This is a genomic window from Spartinivicinus marinus, assembly GCF_026309355.1.
GTDB lineage: Bacteria > Pseudomonadota > Gammaproteobacteria > Pseudomonadales > Zooshikellaceae > Spartinivicinus > Spartinivicinus marinus.
Genome location: NZ_JAPJZK010000001.1, coordinates 6,146,335 through 6,169,774 on the forward strand (window position 1 = coordinate 6,146,335; position 23,440 = coordinate 6,169,774).

Annotated in this window: 15 protein-coding genes; 3 read left to right on the forward strand and 12 right to left on the reverse strand. The window is 39.6% G+C overall.

From position 1 onward, the window contains the following. Nucleotides 1-138 precede the first annotated feature (138 nt). From OQE68_RS27080 to OQE68_RS27090, 3 genes are all read left to right on the forward strand, one after another. Nucleotides 139-885, forward strand: coding sequence for a hypothetical protein (locus tag OQE68_RS27080; RefSeq protein WP_180566913.1), 747 nt, complete (start codon nt 139-141; stop codon nt 883-885). 66 nt (nt 886-951) lie between these two features. After that, a complete protein-coding gene (locus OQE68_RS27085) occupies nt 952-1,491 on the forward strand; it encodes a redoxin domain-containing protein (protein ID WP_180566912.1) in 540 nt (179 codons plus the stop codon). Continuing rightward, nucleotides 1,492-2,088: a MarR family winged helix-turn-helix transcriptional regulator gene (locus OQE68_RS27090; protein ID WP_180566911.1), complete on the forward strand. Its 597-nt coding sequence runs from the start codon at nt 1,492-1,494 to the stop codon at nt 2,086-2,088. It abuts the gene before it with no gap. Nucleotides 2,089-2,510: 422 nt separating this feature from the next. Here OQE68_RS27090 and OQE68_RS27095 read toward each other — a convergent pair whose 3' ends face one another. The 12 genes from OQE68_RS27095 to OQE68_RS27150 form a co-directional block, all read right to left on the reverse strand. Continuing rightward, nucleotides 2,511-4,505: a M3 family metallopeptidase gene (locus OQE68_RS27095; RefSeq protein WP_180566910.1), complete on the reverse strand. Its 1,995-nt coding sequence runs from the start codon at nt 4,503-4,505 to the stop codon at nt 2,511-2,513. Between the two features lie 430 nt (nt 4,506-4,935). Next, nucleotides 4,936-5,352, reverse strand: coding sequence for a hypothetical protein (locus tag OQE68_RS27100; RefSeq protein WP_180566909.1), 417 nt, complete (start codon nt 5,350-5,352; stop codon nt 4,936-4,938). 80 nt (nt 5,353-5,432) lie between these two features. After that, nucleotides 5,433-13,490 carry an SPM autocatalytic domain-containing protein gene (locus OQE68_RS31045; protein WP_180566908.1) on the reverse strand — a complete coding sequence of 2,686 codons (8,058 nt, stop codon included), beginning with the start codon at nt 13,488-13,490 and terminating at the stop codon, nt 5,433-5,435. A 74-nt stretch (nt 13,491-13,564) separates the two neighbouring features. After that, nucleotides 13,565-14,038, reverse strand: coding sequence for a hypothetical protein (locus OQE68_RS27110; protein WP_180566907.1), 474 nt, complete (start codon nt 14,036-14,038; stop codon nt 13,565-13,567). A gap of 645 nt (nt 14,039-14,683) precedes the next feature. Next, a complete protein-coding gene (locus OQE68_RS27115; RefSeq protein WP_180566906.1) occupies nt 14,684-14,881 on the reverse strand; it encodes a hypothetical protein in 198 nt (65 codons plus the stop codon). 211 nt (nt 14,882-15,092) lie between these two features. After that, complete coding sequence (locus OQE68_RS27120) at nt 15,093-16,070, reverse strand: acyl-CoA desaturase (RefSeq protein WP_180566905.1); 978 nt, start codon at nt 16,068-16,070, stop codon at nt 15,093-15,095. 416 nt (nt 16,071-16,486) lie between these two features. Then, nucleotides 16,487-17,179 carry a hypothetical protein gene (locus OQE68_RS27125; RefSeq protein ID WP_180566904.1) on the reverse strand — a complete coding sequence of 231 codons (693 nt, stop codon included), beginning with the start codon at nt 17,177-17,179 and terminating at the stop codon, nt 16,487-16,489. A gap of 659 nt (nt 17,180-17,838) precedes the next feature. Continuing rightward, nucleotides 17,839-19,050 carry a sialidase family protein gene (locus tag OQE68_RS27130; protein ID WP_180566903.1) on the reverse strand — a complete coding sequence of 404 codons (1,212 nt, stop codon included), beginning with the start codon at nt 19,048-19,050 and terminating at the stop codon, nt 17,839-17,841. 258 nt (nt 19,051-19,308) lie between these two features. After that, nucleotides 19,309-19,782 carry a CPBP family intramembrane glutamic endopeptidase gene (locus OQE68_RS27135; protein ID WP_180566902.1) on the reverse strand — a complete coding sequence of 158 codons (474 nt, stop codon included), beginning with the start codon at nt 19,780-19,782 and terminating at the stop codon, nt 19,309-19,311. Between the two features lie 136 nt (nt 19,783-19,918). Continuing rightward, the gene (gene mobA, locus OQE68_RS27140; RefSeq protein ID WP_180566901.1) at nt 19,919-20,569 is read right to left on the reverse strand and encodes a molybdenum cofactor guanylyltransferase; all 651 of its coding nucleotides are present in this window, start codon (nt 20,567-20,569) and stop codon (nt 19,919-19,921) included. Nucleotides 20,570-20,634: 65 nt separating this feature from the next. Beyond that, entirely contained in the window at nt 20,635-22,068 is a 1,434-nt protein-coding gene (locus OQE68_RS27145) for a sigma-54-dependent transcriptional regulator (protein ID WP_180566900.1), read from the reverse strand. Between the two features lie 41 nt (nt 22,069-22,109). Continuing rightward, nucleotides 22,110-23,414: a sensor histidine kinase gene (locus tag OQE68_RS27150; RefSeq protein ID WP_180566899.1), complete on the reverse strand. Its 1,305-nt coding sequence runs from the start codon at nt 23,412-23,414 to the stop codon at nt 22,110-22,112. Nucleotides 23,415-23,440 lie beyond the last annotated feature (26 nt).

Genomic DNA, 23,440 nt, shown 5'->3' on the forward strand with positions numbered 1-23,440 from the left:
TTCCTAACATAGTCAATTAAAGGTCATCCTTTCTGAAAAAAGTTACTTTCTATCACGCGGGTTGTTCTGTCTGTGTCTCTGCAGAAGCACAGGTGCTGGAACTACTTGCTCAGCGATTAAATTAATAAGGTAATTACAATGAAACTCTCTCACTATTTTAGCGTAGCCCCTTTATTTTTAGCTTTATTAAATAACCCTGCCACGGCTGACCAACAGCACCATGGGCATATTTTGGCTGGTAAAAATAAAACGACTCCTGCTGAGTTTGATATTCTCCATGCAAAAGTGGTAACGGATGGTGCCCATTTAGTTTTTCAACAAGAAGTGCGTGGTAAAGCTGGCGTAAAATCCCCCCAAACAGTGGGGAAACTCGCTGGCTCTGAAGTGTATAGCTATGTTTGGCCCACAAAATTAAATAGTTCAACCGTTGGTTTTGAGGCTGATCAGGGCATGTTGGCATTGGCCTTAACAGTTCACCCTGATTTTGATGACACCCCTTTATATGATGAAGATGGGGATGGCAATAAAACCAATGATGGTGATAAATGGCATAGCCACTGGGTAGTATTAGTACCTGATAATGCTTGCGGTAAAGGCGCGTTAAAAGTGAAAGATATTGCCAAAGGAACTCAACCCAAAATGCCAGCGACTTGGCCAGAACTGCCTATATTTATTGATAGCCCTGGCTATGATTTTGATCTAGATAATAGTGAAGTGCTTGTGCGTGTTCCACTCAAAGATCTAGGTTTTCCTAAAGCCTTTAACTTTGATGGGGTAACCGCTGGGCTGAAAGTCAATCAACAAGTTCATGCTCCCCTATTATGCGTGAACAATGTATTTGATGTGGCATCGGGTAATTTAAGCCTGCCAGGTATAAGTCAGTAGCAGTGTTATTATTCATTAATATAGGGCACCTTCAAAAAAGTGCCCTTATGTGTAGAGATTTTCCACATGACTCACTATCGAAAAGCCCCTGAATTAATCGTAGACCAATGGTTAAACACCCAACATCCACTCTCTTTAGCCAAGTTAAAAGGTAAAGTGGTAGTTGTATTTGCTTTCCAAATGCTCTGCCCTGGCTGTGTTGAACACTCACTGCCTCAGGCTAAGCGGGTTCGAGAAACATTTACCACAGAAGATGTGGAAGTCATTGGCTTACATACTGTTTTTGAGCATCATGAAGCCATGGGAAAAGAGAGCTTAAAAGCGTTTTTACATGAATACCGCATTAAATTTCCCGTGGCCATTGATCAGCCTGGTATTCCTAGCCCAATTCCTCAAACCATGGCTACTTATCAAATGCAAGGCACACCCACCTTATTACTGATAGATCGGGATGGTAACTTACGACGCCAGTTTTTTGGGCAAGCCCCCGATATGCCATTGGGTGCTGAAATTATGGCGCTAGTGAAACAAGAAACCAGTACAATAGTGGGTAACAGCACAACGACTGATCATCCAACTGTTTGTACACCTGAAGGATGCCGTTAAATGAATAATGCCTTTGATCCACATGAACAAGCCGCTGACCTCAATGCCAAAATTATCGCGGGGCTTGAGCGCTTGTCTACTGTGTTTCGGGCAGTTATTCAACAGCAGGCCAAAGCTAATCAGCTAACCCCATTACAAACACAACTATTGTTGTTTATAGCCAGCCATCGGGAACACTTATGTACAGTAACCCGTTTAGCTGAAGAGTTTGTCGTTACTAAAGCCACTGTCAGTGATTCAATCCGCGTCTTAGTCGAAAAAGGCTACCTGGCCAAACAAGCAAAAGCAGATCCACGTACGTTTTCATTAATGGTAACTCCTAAAGGAAAGGATACCATCATTCAGCTACAGCAACTGACTCAGCTGTTTGAGCCCGTTTTAGCAAATTTAACCCAGGCTGAGCAGCAAACCACCTGGCAGGTACTTATTCAATTAATTGCTCGCTTTCAAGCACAAGGGATGATCCCTACCCGAATGTGTATGACCTGCCAGCACTTTGAAAAAAATAAACAAGGCGCTTACTGCCATCTATTAAAAAGCCCCTTAGCAATTAAAGACTTAAGGATCGACTGTCCTGAACATGAATTAATAAAATAAAAACCCTTCGCATTGAGTACAGCTCTATAACCAATGCGAAGGGTTTTTAGATGAGGAGCGACGATAACAAAACTTAAAAATGATTCGCGACGGGTATATACCAAAACTATAGACTTGCTAATTTTTCTTTTACAGCATTAAGGATTGCATTGATTGTATTATTCTGCTTTTGTAATTGTTGATATTGGTCTTGATAAATTGCCTGTAAATCTTCAGACGTTAAATACGTTGGGTGATGTACTTCTGCAATTGTTGCATAATGAAATTCTTTCCCATCCTTACTTACATTTAATTGATAAAGATATAGTGAGTGGTGTTAAGAGATGATGTTGATTGATAGCGTAGGACTTTTAGCACTAACACTAAAAGTCCTTTACGAAAGGCATACTTGAATAGTATCTAGACAAGAAAATTAGTCGATATTAGTCTTGTGATGCATTTAATTGGTTAGCATAAGCTTCAAAGTTATATTCTCTTCCTAAGAAATCTTGAACCAACCTTGCTGCTGGCTTAGCGCCACCTTGACTTAGTACTTTTTCTCTATACTCTGCCGCCACTTGCGTGTTAGTCAAACCCTCAGCCTTAAACTTGGTTAACATATCAGCAGCGATTGCTTTAGACCATTGGTAGGTGTAATACATTGCAGAATACCCATTTAAATGGCCAAACCAGGTATACAAGTGAGTACCATCAATATACCCGTAAGGAGAATATTTATTCGCAAGCGTCTGATTAAGTTGCGCAATATTATAGTCTGCTGGGTTTTGATTGTATAAATTTAACGATAAAGCCCCATAATATAGTTGTTGCATTGTATCCATACCGAGCTTAAAGCTTCTGGCCTGGTTCATTTTAGCAACAAGCGTATCTGGAATGACTTCACCATGCTCATTTGTAGCAAACGTTTGTAGTACTTCTTTATTCCAAATCCACTCTTCCAGCATTTGTGATGGTGCTTCAGCAAAATCCATTTCTGTTTTGATACCTGAAATACCCGACCATTGATGCTCACCACTAAATAGCGTATGAATTAAGTGACCAAATTCGTGGAAAAATGTTCTCACCTGGCTATGTAGCATTAATGCTTTGCCATCTTTTGAGAAGTTACAAACTAAAACAGCCTCTGGCACTTGCTGACCGGCTATCCCCGTTTTATAGGGAAATTGTGCGGCATGTTTATACTTACCATCACGCGGATGCATATCGAGGAAAAAACGACCAATTAACGTTTCTCCATCATACATTTCATAGGCTTCGACAGACTCATGCCAAGTAGCCACCTCTTCTCTACGCTGGATTCGCACTTGGAATAAATCTTGTACTATTTTAAACAAGCCATCACGCACTTTAGGGTAACTAAAGTATTCACGAACCTGTTTGGAGTCTAAATTAAACTCTGTCGTTTTTATTTTATCTGCTAAGTAACTATCTTGCCATGCATTAACTTTCTCTGCATCACTATCCATTTTTTGCAGAAATGCCAGCATTTTCCGATAGTCTTTCTCCTTACCTGGTTTAGCTAATTTAGCAACATCATCAAATAGCTTAGTTACCCGAGCTGGGTTGCCTGCCATCTTGTCAGAGATGATATATTCAGCAAAACTCTCATAACCAAGCAGTTGGGCCAGCTCATGGCGCTTTTGCACTAACTGAGTTAATACCGCAACATTAGCAGGGTATCCTCGCTGATTATATTTTAGAAATAGCTGTTTACGTAAGTCATCACTTTCTGCATACCTCATAAATGGCTTATAGTCAGTGTACTGGGTTGTGACTCTAATTTTTCCATCATCACCCGGTTGATGGCTATCAATATAGTCCTGAGGTAGTCCTTGCAACTGCTCAACAGAATCCAGTAATAAAACCTTTACATCTTCGCGAATATTTTTATTAAATTGTAAACCTGTCGCAGCGATTTCTTTTAATATATTTTTTATGCTTGCCCTCGTCTCTGCATCCTTATCAACCCCTGACAACTTAAATCTATTCACTAAAATAGCATGATAACGTTTAGTTTCCTCATCGGCTTCAGAAATATCTACCGCTAATAAAGCATTATAAACCGCTTGGGATAATGATATTTCATTTGATAGGCTGGTAAAATCTTTTACACAATTATTTGCATAGTTTCTTACATCAGCATTGGGGTGAGTAGCACCATACAGTTGAGCATGTGCATAGCTATCCGTCATTTTTACTTCAAGCTGATTATATGGTACTAAAAAACTGCTAATTGTTTTTTCGCCTTCAATGGCTTTCAATTGATTATACAAACGTCTATTTTCAGCTAGTTTGCTACTACAAAAAGTTTGAATTGCTTCTAGCTCAGCATTTTCTTCCACTGTTTCTTCAGCCGACAGGCTAGCACAACCCATCATCAGTAAAAGTGGTAATGATAGTTTTACAGTTTTTTTCATAATAATATGTCTATAACTTACTGTTAATTCCCGTATTAATATACCCAAACTCAAGGGTATATACCCGTCGCGAATCGTTTCTAGGTTTTGTTATCATCGTTCCTCACCCCAATCACCTATTTATATAGGCTCATGAGGCTTCGTCGCTCGATGGCCTCACCTAAAAATCCTTCGCATTGGGTATAACTTGTCAAATCACTACAATGATTGATCTGGATCAGTATATGTCATACATCTTTTGATGTATATCAGTATAAACGGAGCATTATTGGAACGAACGTCGATTTTAACTTAAGGGTCAGTTTAATAGTCACTAAATGGTATGCTTGAAGATTTTGCTGGTTGTATTGAACAATGTTATTGAATAATATTGCCCATGATTTATGATTTAAATTTAAAGCTAACTATTCTTTGAAGATTCTTTGTCTTTTCATCTCTCATAATTAATTTCAGAACTACAGTTATTGTCCTCTTTCATTAAAGACAAAAGATGTAGCATTAGAAAAACAGGGCCACCAAAAACCCAAATACCTACTCCCCCTCCACTTTTAGAAGATATTATACCTTCACAAATAAAACAAATTGAAATGACTGTGCCAACGTATAAACCTATTCTCCATATACGAGGTATTTCATATCTATATTTTCTCCAATAAGAAAACACTAGCCACCACAGACTTATAAGTGCATAACCAGCACAAAGCATAACCAAAAGATATATATACCCTCCTAACTCATTATCAAAATAATTAATATACAACCCAAAACCATAGGCATACACTAAACTAGTAGGTAATAACAAGAATATTACTTCAAAAACCACTATAATATGAAGCCCAATAGACATGACTCGTCTTCTTCCACTCTATTAAAAAAGGCTTACCACAACATGGTAAGCCTTTTTTATCAATGACTGATTAAGCAGGTTTATTTACTTTGCCAAGCAGCAGCTAATACTGGATTAATCGCTGTTTGAACCTCTGGGGTTAAATTTCCATCAGTGGTCTCATAGTTATTAAAAGCCGCCATGGCTTGCACCAACGTATCCACTTTTTCAGCTGATAACACAGCATTGTCAGTTTCGATCGTATCTAGTTGGTAGCCTTCATCAGCAAACCAATTTTGGACGGTGACTTGGTCAGCAGAGCCAAGTACATCCACTTTTAGATCATCACCTTCCTGAGTCAACCATAATTTATCTGTGGAAATGCCCGACAGACTAAGTACATCAGTATCCTGATCTGGTGTAGTAGTGAGGTTATTAATAGTATCCTGCCCATCACCGACGGCAAACTGATAAGTATCATGCCCTTGCCCACCCAGCAATAAATCGTTGCCTATTCCACCAGCTAGTACGTCATTACCTGCACCAGCTTCTAACCAATCAGCGCCTGTTGATCCGGTAATCGCCTGACTACTACCATCCCCTTTAAATACAACCGCATAGTCAGTTTCATTAGGCAGTCCGGTATAATTAGGCGATTGAACAGGGTTAGGATTAGTAATGCCAAATATTTGGAATATTTGCGCACCTGCTAATTGCCCACCTCCTGAAAAAGTTATGTTGTCTACGATATTATCACCACCCAAGAAAAAGTCTTTAACAATCAACTTATCACTGGTGCCCTTCTTCGACAGTTCTAAATCACTCCCCATTTTAAACAGGTTCTGGGCAATATCCCGATAACTAAACCCTTCAAAGTGGATAGTATCAGTACCTCCTCCCTCTCCAATAATGGTATCTACACCATCACCTTGTTTAAACACATAGCGATCATTACCACGACCACCAATAAGCGTATCGTTGCCTTTGCCACCGGTGAGCGTGTCATTGTCATCATAGCCTTTGATAATTTCAGCGGCATCCGTACCGGTTAGCGTATTAGCGGTATTATCACCCAATATGTCTGGCTGACTTTCTGCTGAGGCAGCAGGCATAGTTAAACCAAAAATACCGAATAATTGACTGGCTTTAATTTCGCCGCCTGTTTTAAAGGCAATGGTGTCGATATTGGCCGTAGTAAAAAAGTCTTTAATAATGACTTTATCTTGGGTACCGGTAACACTCAGTTGTAAATCATTACCCGATTTAAATAAGTTTGAACCCACCTGATTAAACTGAATTCCTTCAAATACCAAGCGGTTTTTCCCTTGGGTATCAATAATCGTGTCCTGACCACCACCGAGCTTAAATACATAGGTATCATCGCCAGCACCACCCAAGAAAGTCTCAGCGTTACTCGTGCCAGTGAAGCTATTATTACCATGCCCACCGAGATGAACATAGCTATCCACTTGGGTATCAATCGGTGTCGTATCTGTTGAACCTGTATTCTCGCCAGTGGTTTCCTGACTGTTATTGGTTCCTGACTCCGTGGTTGAAGTATTGTCGGTGGTATTTTCACTATTATCAGTAGTCGTGGATTGATTGTTATCGGTACCAGTATTTTCAGCAGTTTCAGTTTCTGCACCAGACTGTGCCGCTAATTCACGCTCGATACTGGATGTGGGGATTGCATAACCACCTGAAGGCTGAATGTATTTAATCGCAAAATCACCGCCTTTAAAATGGTTTAAAACCCGTACTTGCTGGCTTTCATCACCATCAACCCGCACAATTAAATCATCGTCTTCACGATGGTAACTTAACTGTTCACGGGTAATACCATTAATAAAGAATAACCAGTCGTTTCCACCACCGGTGTTGTCTATGGTATCAACCCCACCGTTTACCCCATAATAATAATGGTCATCACCGATACCACCTACAAGGTGATCATCGCCGGCTTCACCATACAACACATCATTACCGGCTCCACCTTCTAAGGTATCGTTACCATCGTTGGTTTTACCCGAACCATTACCGCCATTTAAGCGATCATCGCCAGCGCCACCTTGCAAGTAGTCATCGCCATTGAACGCAAAAACACGGTCATTGCCACCTAAGCCTTTAATTAAATCGGCTTCCTGACTGCCCAACAGTTGTTCATCATCATTAGTGCCGGTTTTGACCTGGGCAAAATCACTTAATTCAGGTGTCGTTTCTTCACCTGTTGTACTACTAGTGTCTTCAGCAGGTAAAATGGTTAACGTAAACGATTGGGATACTGACTCTCCAGCATTATCTGTAGCAGTTAGCTTAATGGCTAAGTCACCTGAAAAATCTGCTGGCGGCTCACCAATAAACCGTTGTTGTTCCGCATCAAACTGCAACCAATCAGGTAAGGCTTCACCATCAGCTAATGTCGCCGCCAGGGTTAAGGTATCGTCAGCATCAGGATCATAAAAGCTATTAGCAGGAAGGCGATAACTAAATTCATCACCGGCTTGCCAGCGGATATTGTTTAATCGGCGTTCGATGATAGGGGCATCGTTCACTGATTCAACAGTAATTGTCACCTCACCTTCAGCTTCTTTAAAGCCGTTTGACAACCGATATTTAAATGATGCAATACCATCAAAATTTTCATCTGGATAAAATACCCAGGGAATTTGTCCTATTGTTACCCATCGTTCTTCTATATACCCACTCTTTACATCAAAAAACTCAATAATCAGTGGACTTAAATTTTCACCAATAAAATCATTTACAAATAGTTTTTGTGGATCTATTAAAAAGCTACTGTCTTCTTTAGTTACAAAGCTATCTGGATTTGCAATGGGCTTTTCAACTGTTTTACCAAGCTCATTATAAATGGCTTCTGTTGTAACCTCCTTGCCATCAGAAAACGCCAGAACTACTCTATCTAGCCGCAAACCTTCACGAATAACAAAGTCCGTTAATCGAATTTGATCCCCTTCCCAAGGGAAGTCGATGATTAAATCCTGTTGATCCATTGAGAAACTCAAACCGTCAGCAGTAATAGGTGATTCAAACTGTAATCGACTATTATTACCAATTGTTAGCGCATCCTTTCCATCTCCTTTGCGGAAGAAGGCCGTTGCAGCATTGAATTTTATTTTATCGTCACCACGTCCGCCTGTGACTTGGCCACGACTAATCAAGATATCGTCATTACCATCACCACCATGAACTTCAGCACTCCCTCCTGCTATTTCAATTATATCATCACCGCCTCGTGCATCGACATAGTCGTCTCCACCATGTAATCCTTTATCACTAATATGGTCATTTTTTGCTGACCCGAAAATAATATCACTTTCCCTAGTTCCCTGAATGCCAAATCCATCAATCCGACTTGCCCATTCAGTCCCTCTAAGGCGATACCCAATCGATGCAGAGGTTGCTCCTTGGATATAATAATTAATTTGCCTTGATTGTTTGTATTTATTCACATCCATAAAAAAGCCAGTGGCAGGAAACTCTGAAACTTTATCACCATTAGGCAGCTCAATTTTAATGCTTACTTTTTCATCTGCATTCAAATACTGATCAAGAATAAAGAAATCCTGATAGTTATCTACAAATCCAATGACTAATGCATTACCAAACTTAAGAAACCTTAACTTATCACTCGTAATATTTTCTTTTATTTTAATAGTGATATTTTTCTCTGTTCCATTAGCTAAATTAACAATTTCGTCTATTCCATCACCAGCACCAAACTCAATTGTTACGTATTTCCCAACACCTAAAATATCGTCGCCTGCACCTGCTGAAATAAAGTCATTGCCAGTTCCAGTATTTATAACGTCATCACCTTTTCCTCCATATAGTCTGTCATCACCCTGGCCACCATTTAGCCTATCATCACCCTCTCCACCGAATAGCCTGTCATCACCCTCGCCCCCATCAAGCTTATCATCACCTTCCTCTCCAACAAGCTTGTCATTACCGGCTTGACCAAAGAGATTATCATGACCCTTACCACCATAAAGCTTGTCATTACCTTCTTTTCCATACAAATAATCATTTCCTTGATTACCTATCAGCAGGTCATTATCCCTATTACCATGAATTTCGTCATTCCCACTAAATCCAAGTATATTATTTTTTCCTATCCCACCTTCAAGATAGTCAGCACCTGAAGTCCCAATATTTAAGTCTACTTCAAGATACTTAAAAACTGGATTATTAAATAAAGATTCTAACTTATCTGAGTTTTTATTTTCAAATGATAGTATTAGCTGTTGAATTGGATCTTTTAATAAGTCAACTGATAATGGATCTAATTCTAGTAATGCTGTAATGATTACCCACTGAGTACTGATAGCAATTGAATTATCCAAAGATGCACCCATATTTGCTAAGGCTCTGTCAAATAGCTGAGCATCAATGTTAGTATTTAGGGTAAGCAAATCACTAGAAGGATTATAACTCAATTCAGGCATTATATCTGTCAATAATCCATTTGCTACGGCCACCTTAGTTAATAAATTGCGAACAATTTGATTATACGCTTGGCGATAATAACCACCAGTAGTAACAATTTCACCATTTTCACGCCACTGGCCATCACCTAGCAATAGTTCACCCATGCCCGTGTAAGCTTTGATTAAACCTAATTGAGGCAACGTAAAATTTTCACCTGCTAATCTAAAGTCTACTCGACCTGTATTAGGATTTACATTAAGACGATGATTAGGATCTATATCGCTAATCTGAATATTTTCTACACCCGCCCATTTCACTAAGAGAGTTTCAAACTCAGTCATTAGCTTATCAGTTGCTGAAGAACTAAAAATATTAAGTACATAATCCTTGAGCTCTGGATTTAAACTCATGGCTATGTGTAGATCTGGCATTTGACCATATCCCTTAATATTGCTCACAGTTCTCACATCAGGGTCTAAATCTACAGTACCCGTATAACGAGTAAATGTTGGGTTAGAAGCGAAAAGTACATCAGCTGCAATACCTGATGTTTCAGCGGTTAACCCTTCAGAGCCATTTTTCCATTGAAATTTACCTTGACGAGCAATTTGGGCATCTGCATTAACTTGATCTGATACATTTTCGTACTCCAAACTAATGCTAGCTATTCCTATTTGATCAAGTGTCTTTAACTCATTATGCTGACTAACACCATCGCCATTTTTATCTTGCCAAATTTTTAACTGATTAAACTGCTTATCATACTTGTTAATTTGTTGGTCGTTGTTGCTGTCTAGTTCTTTTAGTTCTTCATATCCAGTACGTTCAGGGCTACCAAATAATTCACTAATATTATTTATCGAACCATCTAAATTTCTATCAAGCGCTAAAAACCCATCATCACCTTTCAACCAAGATGTATGAGTAGCAAAACCATCACCATTTAAATCAAAATAAGCATTACTTTCATTTAGACTAGAAAGCTCGACCCCATCACCATCCAAGTCAAGCACTAAAGGATCTTTTGGAATTATTTGATTTGAACCTTGGCTTCCATTACCCGCAGGTTTAGCCGCTTTACCACCCTCACCGCCTTTTTTCACCGGAGCTTCAGCAGGCTCACTAGTTTCCCCCTGGGTTTCGCCAGACGGACTGGGGTCAACATTTAGTAAATCATCACCAGGCCCAGAAAAGCTATTTCCATCTGGATTAACCTTGGTGCCTTCAGGTAAAGGCCCACCAGTTACATCAGTATTTTTGCCTCCTGGTTTAATTGGTGTACTACCTGTAAAGCTGTTTCCATCGGGGTTCACACGGGTATTTTCGGGTAAAGGGCTCCCCGTTAAATCAGTACTTTTACCACCAGGTTTAATCGGTGTACTACCTGTAAAGCTGTTCCCATCAGGGTTTACTCGGGTATTTTCAGGTAGAGGACTTCCTGTCACATCAGTACTTTTCCCGCCTGGTTTAATCGGTATACTACCTGTAAAGCTGTTCCCATCAGGGTTTACACGGGTATTCTCAGGTAAAGGACTCCCAGTTACATCAGTACTCTTACCACCAGGTTTAATCGGTGTACTACCAGTAAAGCTGTTTCCATCGGGGTTCACACGGGTATTTTCGGGTAAAGGGCTGCCGGTTACATCAGTACTCTTACCCCCCAGCTTAATAGGCGTGCTTCCTGTAAAGCTATTTCCATCGGGGTTTACACGAGTGTTTTCGGGTAAGGCACTCCCTGTTAAATCGGTACTGTGGCCACCTGGTTTTATTGGCGTTCCACCTGTAAAGCTATTAGGGCCATCTCTTCTTATATTAGGCGGTAACTTAAACGTATTTCCATTGATAGAAATACCCTCTTTGGATGATGTGATATCTACATTGCTGGTTTTAGCCCCATCATGATTAACTTTAGACGTTTGACCATCCGGCTCAATAATAACTACACTACCATCTTTAAGGTAAAACTCTTTTCTGTTATTTGGATAATAAACACCTTTAATTCCATTAGCAGTTATTATCTCAGTTGTACCATCGTTATATATTGTCGTTTTAGAACCACCTTCCTGGTAAATTTCCCTTTTCTTTTCTTTTGGGTAAAAGATATTTTTATTGCCCTTCAAGTCTGTAAATTCAACTCTACCGTCAGAATGTTCTTTGTAATCTTTGGCTTTTTTGTTCCTATATATCTGTCCATCAGGTAATTTTATATCAATTGTGCCATTATCATGCTCTATAATACTCTCTCCATCTTTACTTGAGGTTGATTCTCCATCAGTTGGAAGAGTAAGTCGGCTTCCAGCTCCATTTGACTCAGACACTTCTGGCTCAGACTTTTCTTCAACTGAATCGCTTCCATTTTCTGTTGTTTCTGGTTTGAGCGTTGACTCAGAAGCAAGCTTTCCATTAGGACGTTTTTGACCACCAGCTAATGTTTTAGACGCTTGGTCAAAAGAAAGTGTAAAAGACTGAGTAATATCTATCTGAGGTAGATTTAAAGCACTTGAATTATTAGACAACGCATCTAATGCTTCATCAAATGTTTTGTTAGCTAGTTCACTACCTGCATATCCTGCAATCAATGCGGTGGTAATACCGGCAACAGCGACTACAGAAGCTGGAGCTGATGCAGCGGCAAGCCCAGCAGCTACGACAGTACCAACAACAAGCTCCATCCCCAAGCTGCCAAACTCTTCAACTCCTGCTTTAGCCAGAGTACGTATGGCTCCACCTGTGTCACCTTGTTTATAGGCGGCATGGGCATCAATAGACGCAAAGAAGAGGCCCAGGAATGGTAATGACTTGGTCAAAAATCGGCCTATTGAAGAGTCTGCTATATTAGCTGCAGTTTCTTTTAATGAGTTATATCCCTCTCTCAAGTGTGAGAGCAACTCTGGGTTTTCAGCAATATTTTTCCCTATGGCATTAGAAAGCAATTCACCTTGTCCACTTGGTATAAACTCAGCGGTTTCGCTATCTATGCCTAGGCTTGATAAAAAGTTACCAGGATCAAACCCTTCTATGTAACCATCAGGCCTATACCATCGCATACCTGAACTAAGTACATTACCAAAAGATGCAGCATTAACCTGGCTAGAAATAGACATTAGTGCATCAAGTGTTCTACCACCAGAATTATACTGAGCTAATAAAACTTCACGGTTTACACCATTTATCGATGTAACATTAGGATTATCAAGTAATGCAGGTAATTCAGAGCGATTCCACACACTGTAAGACTCATTAGCAGTTGGTGTGATAGAGACTACATCTCCATAAGCATGTTTTGCCAGATTTTCAGATAAAGTGTCAAAGTAACCATTACTTCTAATGCCATTATTATCTGGTATGCCATTCATAAAGTTAATGGCAGCCTCTTTATCACCACCAAAAGCTTCAATTAATTTGTTTTGAAACACTGGACTATTTGCAACATCAAATATTTCTGAAGAGCCAGAGTAATTCATTCTTGCTCTAGCAGAGTCAGTTGCATGTCCATACATCTCATTTAAAATCGACTGAGCACTTCTAGTAAAATCTTCAGAATTGCTTAAGTTACCAACGTTACCTGAAAAGAAAAATGTAATAACATTATTCTCAGCCTGACCAGGAGAATTATAACTTACCTGATTGAGTATATTTAATACATCTTCTTTAGTAGGATTATTTAATCCATTTAATAATTTCTTGGCATCATTTGCACTAATGGTCACAGTCCACCCCAATACTACTTAAATTTGTGGATAACGAGTTTAAATTTATCAGACAGGATATTTATAAATGCTATTTATTTTCTTGGGCTAATACGCATTGGGCCAATTATCGCAAGTTCACCTTCTACGGTTACCGATTCATCTTTATCTAGTTTATAAAGATACCCATAAGCTTTTAGTGCTGATTGAATTAAGCTCTCTATAGATTTTTTCAAGTCAGCTAAATTATCATTATTTTTTTTATGCAAAAGCTCTACAGGTACTCTCATTCCTTGTAACTTCCAGTTAATTTTTTTCTCATCGGAGCTTATTTTAATATCAGAAAAAGCACTAAATTGAAAGTAATTATCATTATAATAGAGGCCAAAATAATCTGGCCCGTTAGGTGCTGACCCTGTCAAATAAATTAAATATGCATTAAATTCTTTATTTACTGTCCAAGTATCCAGAAATTCACTATCAATATTCCTTACATCAATAGAAGTGAACTGCTGAAAGTCTATTTTTGCTTTTTCCTCTTCAGGAATTAGTTCGTTAATAAACGTCATATTATCTCCGTGCTTTAGCTAGGAAGTGAATAGCCAATATAAACAATTCTCAATTGTGACTGATTATAAATCAAACTACTTTGTACAGCCATTCAAAAATAAAGCAAAACTATAGGGATAAATACCTATCAGCCCATCAAAGTCGTTGTGTTATAAGCTGAATAGATTGCTTTCTTTTATAACCATCACTATAGATAATAGACTGGCTTTTAATGGGACACTAACTACTATTACCCTAGCTCAGTTGGCGTAGTTTCTAATAATATAAAATTGATAATATGAATAGCAGGTGGCATAAACTATTATTTATATAAATCGTTGAGGTTTGGAGTAAGCTCAAGTAAAGCTATGAATTCAATTACAGTGGTAAAAAGCTTAAATAGTAAAAATCCCACATATTATACCGCTAATAACGACTACCCAATATGACATCCACTCTAGTACGCTGCTTTCATCCAATTGAGAGCAGTCGAATTTATCAGAGGCACACAAGCTGTTAGTCATTGGTGTATTGGAGCTGTGTTTATGGCTTCAAGAAAAACTCACCTTCTAGAAATTAGCATTAACAACACGTGAACTCGCTTCAAAAAATAATCAAACAATACCACAAAAAGGAAATTAAAAATTATTTAATTTCAGGGTTCGTTAATTATTCTCACCAAACTTCATCGTATACCCAAGCTCGCTGACACAGTCGATAACCATTTCTTCTACTTTATGCCTTTCTTCCATATTCGACATATAAGAAAGACCCTCTAATGTAGAATCATCAGAAAAAACAGTATTTATTGGATAAACTTTCAAGCAATCATCAGCTGTCAATTTTTCTCGAATATAATTCATTACTCAAACCAAATTATTCACTACCATATCCAACTAGAAACATTGTGATTATTAACCATGTTCATCGTTTCGATCTGACGTAAACCTGCGGTATAAAGTAGTGGGATCTTTTGTAGCTAAGGCATGGATGCCTTATTAGTGCTTGATGGGCCATGGAAGGCCCTTCAAGTGCGGCGGAAAAATATCCTACTACTTATGTCTCACATATTCCTCACCCCAAACTCAACCGGCTCATCAACGCACAAGGTTTAGGCGATTTCACCAAATCAGCTTGTAACCCTTTCTCACTGATGGCATTTAATTCAGGGCGATAAGGCATGTCTTCAGGTAGTTTTACATTCCAAACTAAGCCAATATTCATTAAGCGATTTAATACCCACCAACCGGGATCGGTTTGGCCTTTATAAATACCTAAGATGGCAGAACCTGGATAGGCATGGTGGTTGTTGTGCCAGGATTCGCCCATGGTTATTAACCCAGCGAATTTTACGTTGTGTCCCTGAACAGCAGCGCCTTTTAGATGCCAATCTCGGCCTCCTTGATTATGGGCAAAATAACCAATTAACCAATGGCCGGTTACGGATACCACGATGCGGGCACTAATCCCCCAGATTACCCAAGGTAGTCCGCCAATACAGAAAAATAAAATGGCCCAAGGTAGTTGTTGCCACATCCAGGTACGTTCCATCCATTGATAGACTTTATCGTTAGCAAGGGCAGGCTCGGGTTGAAATTCAGGGGGATGGGTTAAGTGAATATCACAATGCAGTTGCCACCAACCATCTTTTAAAAAACCTTGGCCATGGCGTAAATAATCATGGCAATTGGGTTGTCGTTGTGCCCAGTCTCGTAAGTCATGGCTATATACCATCCCTAATGGCCCCGCCATTCCTACTAAGGTCCCTAAATGGACAAAAAAATACTCCAACCATTTGGGACATTCGTAACTGTTATGGATAAGCCGCCGATGCATTCCCAGGGAATGACCTAAACATAAGGTAATTGCTGTGGTTGTAAAAAAAACCAGAATGGCTTCCAAGGATAAGGTGAATAGTCCACCGATCAGTGCAATAAGCCCATGGGCAGTTAACCATACTGATTTAGAAAATGACCAGTTCACTATGCCATCAACTGGGTTGACTAACTCATTACTGGGTTTGATACGGGGGGTTTCGTTATTGGTATCCATATTTATACTCTTCGTGAATGATTCTTAGAGTTTGTTGCCTTCATTCCTCTCCCCAATCACCTATTATTTATAGGCTCATGAGACTTCGTCACTTGGCGGCCTTCTCTAAAAACCATTCTCTTTGACTATACTTTTAAAAATATAAATGGTATTGACTGCTCAATTATAAAGCAGACAATGTTGCATAACCATTCAAAAACAGGTCACATTGATAAGGAGAAATACCTATAATCCCCTGTTTACACAGCAGCTTATAAGTTTGAGTAATGATCAACCATTATAGTAGTAAGGGCACTTTTAGCGGTGCCCGTAAATGAATTGGCATTTGAGCAGAGGTAAGGTTTTCCGGTCGGTAAGTAATTTTTATATTTATTAGCGGTGCCTTAAAATACCGTCTAAATTCCGGTAACTAATTATTAGGTAGTATTTTCATCAATTGCAAACTGACTAGTGATAAATGCCTCCTTATTCCTTGGATACATTAAATTTAAGAAGACAATAAAACTTATCGCAAACTCTGTCATTTCACCACGTTTAGAGGAGCTGATTAGCCCTTCCACAATGAGCAACACTGCTATGTAGGCAATTATTTGATAGTTTTGGGGAAGGGGAAATGCAAATTTATCTAAAAAAGAGCGTACTTCTGCTTTCTTAATATAGAGCGGTGTTAATACAGCCAAGTAAATAATAAACAGCAACGCTATACCTTTAGCGAAAATGATTTTATTTATTTTTACACCATTGACACGAAGGTTGTGTATATTAATTTCACCTTGTGCATTATACTGCTTAAAAAAGGCATTACTTTCCACATTAAAAATACGCTGCCCCCATGAAATCTCTTCTCCAGCCCCAAAAATAAAAGCACACATCAGAATAGATAGCGTGACTAAAAATAGGGGGGCTTTTTGCCGCCATAATATAGAAATACGGTATATACATATACCTGCGCATAACAATAATCCAAGTACGGTAAGCCACTCGATAAGGCCATCCTCTACAACATAGGAGTGGCGAAATAGTAACTCATCATAATGAGATAAGCCCATACCCACTAGCACCAAGATTAGCACCAATGATAAAATTATTTTTTCAGTGATTGATAACATTTATAATTACCTTTTATTTATATGCTGTTGGAACTTCACAAATCGATGGCCGTTCCTAGAAAACCTTTGCATTAGATAAAAATAAATTAATTTTGTGGCTGAATAAAAAACAATAAAGGGATCCATGAGATAATCCCATAGATTTAATGACACCATGATTTTCATTTTAAAACACAATACAGCGCTTAGCAGTAAAGCAAATAGCAAATACCAGTTGTATACAACACAGACAAGCATAGATGCCATCAAGTATAATAAATAGTAAATGGCATCAGGTGAGTTAGCGAACCCCCACCGGTAAGGGTCTAACATCGTCAATCCATTTGCCATTGGGTATAAAATGATTCCATTTACTACAAAAAAAACATATACCGGTAACCATTGCCGAGAATTACGCCAAAATAGATTGACTGTTGGATAGAATGATTCAACATAATTAACAAACACATAAGCTGTTAGTAATAAGAGCGTTGATATACTCAAATAGCTAGTAACAGAAAATATATAAGCACTTACATTCAATTGGCTGATTTGAACAAACGAGATAAGTACTATAAAAACAGTCAGACTAATCAAGCTATTTGTAGACAACCAGCGTTTAAATAGTTTTATACTAATAGCCATCAGCAAAAGCACTATCGAATAAAAAGCGATCGCTGTCATTTTTTTATTCTGTCCTTAAGCCAGGCTTGGTTAAAACGGATATGCTTGATATGGGTTTTATTCCAAGTGTATAGTACATGAAAGTTACCATCATGAGATTGCTTTATTGTTGGGTAAGAATACTCATACTCGTTATCATCGGTATTTTTTTTATGCTCAAATTGATGTACTAGCCGCCATCGTTGTGAGTTTTTGGCTTTATAAAACAAAGATAAATTATTTCTTTTATCATGCAAGTTATTAATAACTAATAATGATCCACCTGAGTCAATCGTCATTCCTGATACAGCTGCATTAGGGTTGGGCAAATCAGTAACATATGGTTTTTGCCAGCTTTTTCCTGAGTCGATTGTTTTGGTTTCTAATAATGTGCTATCAGCGGCATCGGTACCATTCCGTAAATAAACGCTAGCCGTACTGCTGTCAAAGGACAATAAAATAGGTTGTAAGCCACTTCGTCCATAACTAAGACGCGCTTTATCCAATACATCACCAGTTGGGCTTAAGCGTAACAGTTCGCCAAACTTACCTATCATTTCATGATAGACAGGCAGCCCTATACTGCCGTTCTCATATAAAAAAGGCTCGCCTTTAACCAGCGTACTTAAATTAAACATTGGGGAAGTGATTAACCGCCTGGGTTTCGACCAGCTGCGAGCATCATCATCGGAAACAACAAAGTTAATACTGCTAACAGCCCAACCACCTATAGATACACTAACGAAAAATAACCATATTTTTCCTTCATTGTCTCGAATCGAAACCACATTACCTAGTTTTTTTAGATAAATATTTAATTGACTACTTAGATTCGCCCGGTTAAATAGCAATTTCTCGCTATGCCACTGATTACGCTTAACGTCGAGTTGTGCAGTATAAATAGCTACATCTTTAGCACCCTCACGCTCACCTCCATACCAAAAAGCATGCATATTGTTATTACCTGTAAAAACGACTGATACACTATGCACTTCGGGTGTAATACCCGATGAGGCAAATTGCTCAGTATAAACCGGGTTGCTTAATGGATTATTGCTATAACTACTTGATTTTTTTAAGCTAAAAGCAGGAAAATCATCTAACAATAGGGCCTGCTGAAACATTGGAATAAAAATGATGGAAACAAGCGTAATAGCAATGATGCGAACAAAAGCATACTTATCAAAAAAAGCTTTAAGTAGGCTGTAATTACTAATATTATTCAACATACTACGCAAGCCCAACACTTAGCCATTACAACACTGTTCTGAAAATACTTGATTTGAAATAGGTAAGCTTTCTGAGAAAAACTGAGGGTATACATACTTAAACATCAACTGGCTTTTTGACTTCGAAAGAATGCTTATAGTTAAGTATAGATGGCTTAACTCTTAATAGAAGGTATAAATGCAATTTTACGGAAGGTATTTCATCTAACTTCCGTCAGTAAATACCGCTAATGAAAAGCAAGCACCATAAAAGACTCATCAGGTATCCAGCTGCTTTAGCATCCAACCGGCCAACGCCGCAATACCCAATACCACAATGGGCGAAACCACATAAAAAACAGCCACACCAAATCGAAAGCCTGTACTGGGCCAAACCAGGATAACCATAAAATCAAATAGGCCATGTCCTATCGCCAGTGCCAATATAGATACTGAAAAATAGCGCAATACAGCCAACAACACCCCTAACGCGAAATAATAAGGCAAGGTATGTAAACCATTATGAAAATGATACAATGCAAACAGCACACTGCTCATTAATATAATTAAGCCTGGATGATGATTATTGTTAAAAAATGGCAACCCTCGGAATAAAATTTCTTCGGTTAAACCAATCAGTACCAGGTAATAAAAAAGCCCCCCTCCCACGACCAATTGCCTCCAAGATAGACTATGGAGTAATTGAACTCTTTCAGCACCCACCAGTCCTGCCGCATACCCAATAATAATCACTGACAAAAATCATAATATCAGTTGTTATCTAAACAAGCCGTTCGTAATATAACTTTGATATGCTGTAACTAGCTGCGCAACCAATATTTTGCTGATCTTCAACCACTAGTACGGATAAACTGCTCATAACCATTCTTTATTTAACACTAATTGAAGTATTTTTTTTCAGCAATTCACCAGCAGCTGTCAGTTCTTGGGGAGTATTGATATTCATCAGTTGTGAATGAAATAAAGCGGGTACTTGCCAAGGTTTAGCTTCTATACCAGTTAGCCAATCAAACACTTTGCGATTACCTTGTTGTAACTGCTGTTCAATACGCAATGCATCTGCCCTTTTAACTAAGCAGTGGAGAAAATGTCCTTGCTTTTCCGTTTGTAAGTAACTGGTTGGGTTAGCAGTTAAGTTAACTTCATTGATCCAAGTGACCAACAAGCTTGCGGTGATTAATGGGGTGTCAGTGGGTACACACAATAACCAAGGGGTATCGACTTGTTTTGCCGTTGCTAAAATACCCGCTAACGGGCCTTCATATTGGTTTGGCTCAGCATCTTTTACTAATTGCCTGGTAATTTGCTGATACTGATTGAAGTGACGATTGCAACTAATGTAGACATCCGTAGCCACCCCCTCCATTGCCTGCTTAACCCAACTAACCAGCGGTTTACCCGCTAATTCAATTAAGCCTTTGTCCTGGTAGCCCATTCGGCTTGCCTGGCCACCGGCCAAAATAATGCCAGTTATTTTATGTTCCGCACATGAAGGTAACAAATCAGTTGAGTCGCTCATAAGGTTCTAAACAAATAAATAAAACCATCTAAGCTTACCAATATTTAAAGGAATGATGAAATCGACTAACCCCCGATCGCAGCTTCCACATTAATCCCAGCTTCCCGCATTTTCGCTAGTTTATAACGTAAGGTACGCGGGCTAATGCCTAGTTTCACTGCTGCTTCTTTGCGTTTACCTTGCTCTTGTCGTAACGCATCAATAATTAACTGAAATTCTCGTTGTCGAACGCCATCACATAACTGAGCCTGATGACTACACTCTGACAGCGACATCTCTGATGGCGGCGAATCAACCATAGTGGCGACGGGAACAGTTGTATGAAAGACAGGTGAGTTAACCTGAATATCACTCATCAGCTGCTCTGGTGATAGGTCAACACATAAGTCACTGGCATAAATGATATCGCCCGGTTGTAAAATTAATGCCCGTTGTATGGCATTATCCAGCTCCCTGACATTGCCAGGCCAGTGATAATGCAACAATTGTTGTTTAGCTGATGCATCTAAGTGCACGGGCACCCGCTGCATTTTTTGACAATGCTGGCTAAATAATCGCTCGGCAATCGGCACAATATCTGCTGGTCGCTCCCGTAATGGCAACAACTGCAGTGGAAATACACACAGCCGGTAGTATAAATCTTCACGAAAACTACCCGCTTTCACTTGCTCCAACATGTCTCTATTTGTGGTTGCTAGCACTCGAACATCTAGCGAAATCGTTTTTCGGCCCCCGACTCGCTCAACTTCTCTTTCTTGTAATACCCGTAATAACTTAGCTTGCAGCCCCAAAGCCATTTCTGAAATTTCATCCAGCAATAATGTGCCGCCCTCTGCTTGCTCAAATTTACCTGGCATACTTTGATAGGCACCCGTAAACGCCCCTTTTTCATGGCCAAATAAAGTGGCTTCCAGCATATTTTCAGGGATTGCAGCACAATTAATTGCAATAAAAGGTTGTTTAACCCTCGCTGATTGTTGATGGATATAGCGGGCTAATACTTCTTTACCAGAGCCACTTTCCCCTGAAATTAATACAGTAGAATCTGAAGCAGCTACCCGCTTTGCTAAAGCCAACAACTGTCGACTGGTTTCTGCTACTGCTACAGGGCTATCGGCTTCTTTGATATTAGAGCAGCCAGTAATGACCCTGCCAACAATATCCAATAACGCCTCTGGCGCAAATGGCTTTACCAGATAATCAATAGCCCCCATCTTCATTGCTTGCACGGCTTGATTAATGCTGCCATAAGCCGTAGCTAATAACACCGGAATTTGCGGGTAGTGCTGTTTAATATACAACAGTAGATCGTGACCATTCATTTCTGGCATATTGACATCGGTTACCACCATATCTACTCGCTGTTGACTCAGTTGCTGAATCGCTTCTTTACCATGAGGGGCCGCTCGACATGAATAGCCAGCTAATGACAAGGTATCACAAATAGCTTCCTGCAAAGCCAAGTCATCTTCTACAACTAATACGGTGTATTGACTCATTATACTTACTACCTCCATTATTCCTTTGCCAATATTTTTCGCTAAATATTTACTATTTTTTCAGATACATTGGCGGCTATCGGCTGATTTGATAAGGGAATACTGATCTGAGCGCAAGTGCCCTGATCCGGTATCGAGTGCAAGTGAAAATCTCCTTGGTGGGCACGTACCACAGCTTGTACCACAGCGATACCTAACCCTGTTCCCTGAGCTTTAGTCGTGAAAAAAGGTTCTTTCGCTTGCTTTATTTGCGCTTGACTCATACCAGGCCCGTTATCTTTAATGGTGATAAGTAATCGACTACGGGTTACCCTGGCCGTTACCCGCAACCAAACAGCCTGTTGACTAGCCGCTTCAACTGCATTAGCCATTAAATTTAAACAAGCCCCAACCAACGCATCCTGATTACACTGCAAAATTGCCTGCTGATAAACCGCCTCTTGATTAGACGTATCTTTATTTGCAGGACACTGCCATTCAATCTTCACCCGTTGAAAAACCGCTACCCCTTCTACCGCTTGCTGCAAGCTGGTAAAAAATGCTTTAACTGACAACTGATTTGCCATGGGCAGTTCCCCACGGGCAAACACCAGCATGTCTCTTACCTGTCGATCCAGGTGGCTTAACCTAGCCATGAGCTTTTCAGCAAATTTCACTTGTTGGGTCGGCGGCAGCGATCCTTTCATTAAGTGCCCCGCATATAACATAGCTGCGGAAAGTGGCGTGCGAATTTGATGAGCTAATGACGCCACCATTTTACCCAAGGCTGATAGCCGTTGATGATGACTCAATGCTTGCTGCAAACGTCGTGTTTCAGTTAAATCGTTTAACAGGATGATTTGACCTGGTTCAGACTCTAGTGAGCGAGTCGCAATACTCACTCGACGCCCGTCTTTTAGCGATATTTCGTGGCCATCATCATCACGAGGGGCAAAACAGCGTGTTATAATATTCCGCCATAGCTCTCCCAATAGTGGCTCACCTAATAAATCAACTGCCGTTTGGTTACACTCTACGACTATTCCCTGAGCATCAATGACCACGACACCTGCAGGCAAAATATGCAGTAAACTTTTTAGCCGCTGAGATAACTGTGCTTTTGCTGCAATTTCTTGTTGATATTGGGTTTTAGTTGCAGCTAACTGTTGAGCTAAACAATTCACTTGACTCTCAAGCGATTGACTTTCCCATTTAAGTGCTGAACTAAATAGTGTGGAATAAGGCACGGTTACGTTACTATCAGGCCGCAGCTGAATCATTTCCTCAGTAGTTACATCAGGTAATTCTGCTTGGCTTTTAGCGGTAGACGTGGGCTCCGCCGTGAGCGTTTTTATATAATTCGACATCGGTAAGCTCCCTGAAGACACTCAGT

Coding starts and splice junctions, on each gene's coding strand:
- OQE68_RS27150 (WP_180566899.1), bottom strand. CDS start 23,414: ATGTCGAATTATATAAAAACGCTCACGGCGGAGCCCACGTCTACCGCT.
- mobA (WP_180566901.1), bottom strand. CDS start 20,569: ATGAGCGACTCAACTGATTTGTTACCTTCATGTGCGGAACATAAAATA.
- OQE68_RS27100 (WP_180566909.1), bottom strand. CDS start 5,352: ATGTCTATTGGGCTTCATATTATAGTGGTTTTTGAAGTAATATTCTTG.
- OQE68_RS27085 (WP_180566912.1), top strand. CDS start 952: ATGACTCACTATCGAAAAGCCCCTGAATTAATCGTAGACCAATGGTTA.
- OQE68_RS27120 (WP_180566905.1), bottom strand. CDS start 16,070: ATGGATACCAATAACGAAACCCCCCGTATCAAACCCAGTAATGAGTTA.
- OQE68_RS27145 (WP_180566900.1), bottom strand. CDS start 22,068: ATGAGTCAATACACCGTATTAGTTGTAGAAGATGACTTGGCTTTGCAG.
- OQE68_RS27110 (WP_180566907.1), bottom strand. CDS start 14,038: ATGACGTTTATTAACGAACTAATTCCTGAAGAGGAAAAAGCAAAAATA.
- OQE68_RS27080 (WP_180566913.1), top strand. CDS start 139: ATGAAACTCTCTCACTATTTTAGCGTAGCCCCTTTATTTTTAGCTTTA.
- OQE68_RS27125 (WP_180566904.1), bottom strand. CDS start 17,179: ATGTTATCAATCACTGAAAAAATAATTTTATCATTGGTGCTAATCTTG.
- OQE68_RS27130 (WP_180566903.1), bottom strand. CDS start 19,050: ATGTTGAATAATATTAGTAATTACAGCCTACTTAAAGCTTTTTTTGAT.
- OQE68_RS27115 (WP_180566906.1), bottom strand. CDS start 14,881: ATGAATTATATTCGAGAAAAATTGACAGCTGATGATTGCTTGAAAGTT.
- OQE68_RS27095 (WP_180566910.1), bottom strand. CDS start 4,505: ATGAAAAAAACTGTAAAACTATCATTACCACTTTTACTGATGATGGGT.
- OQE68_RS27090 (WP_180566911.1), top strand. CDS start 1,492: ATGAATAATGCCTTTGATCCACATGAACAAGCCGCTGACCTCAATGCC.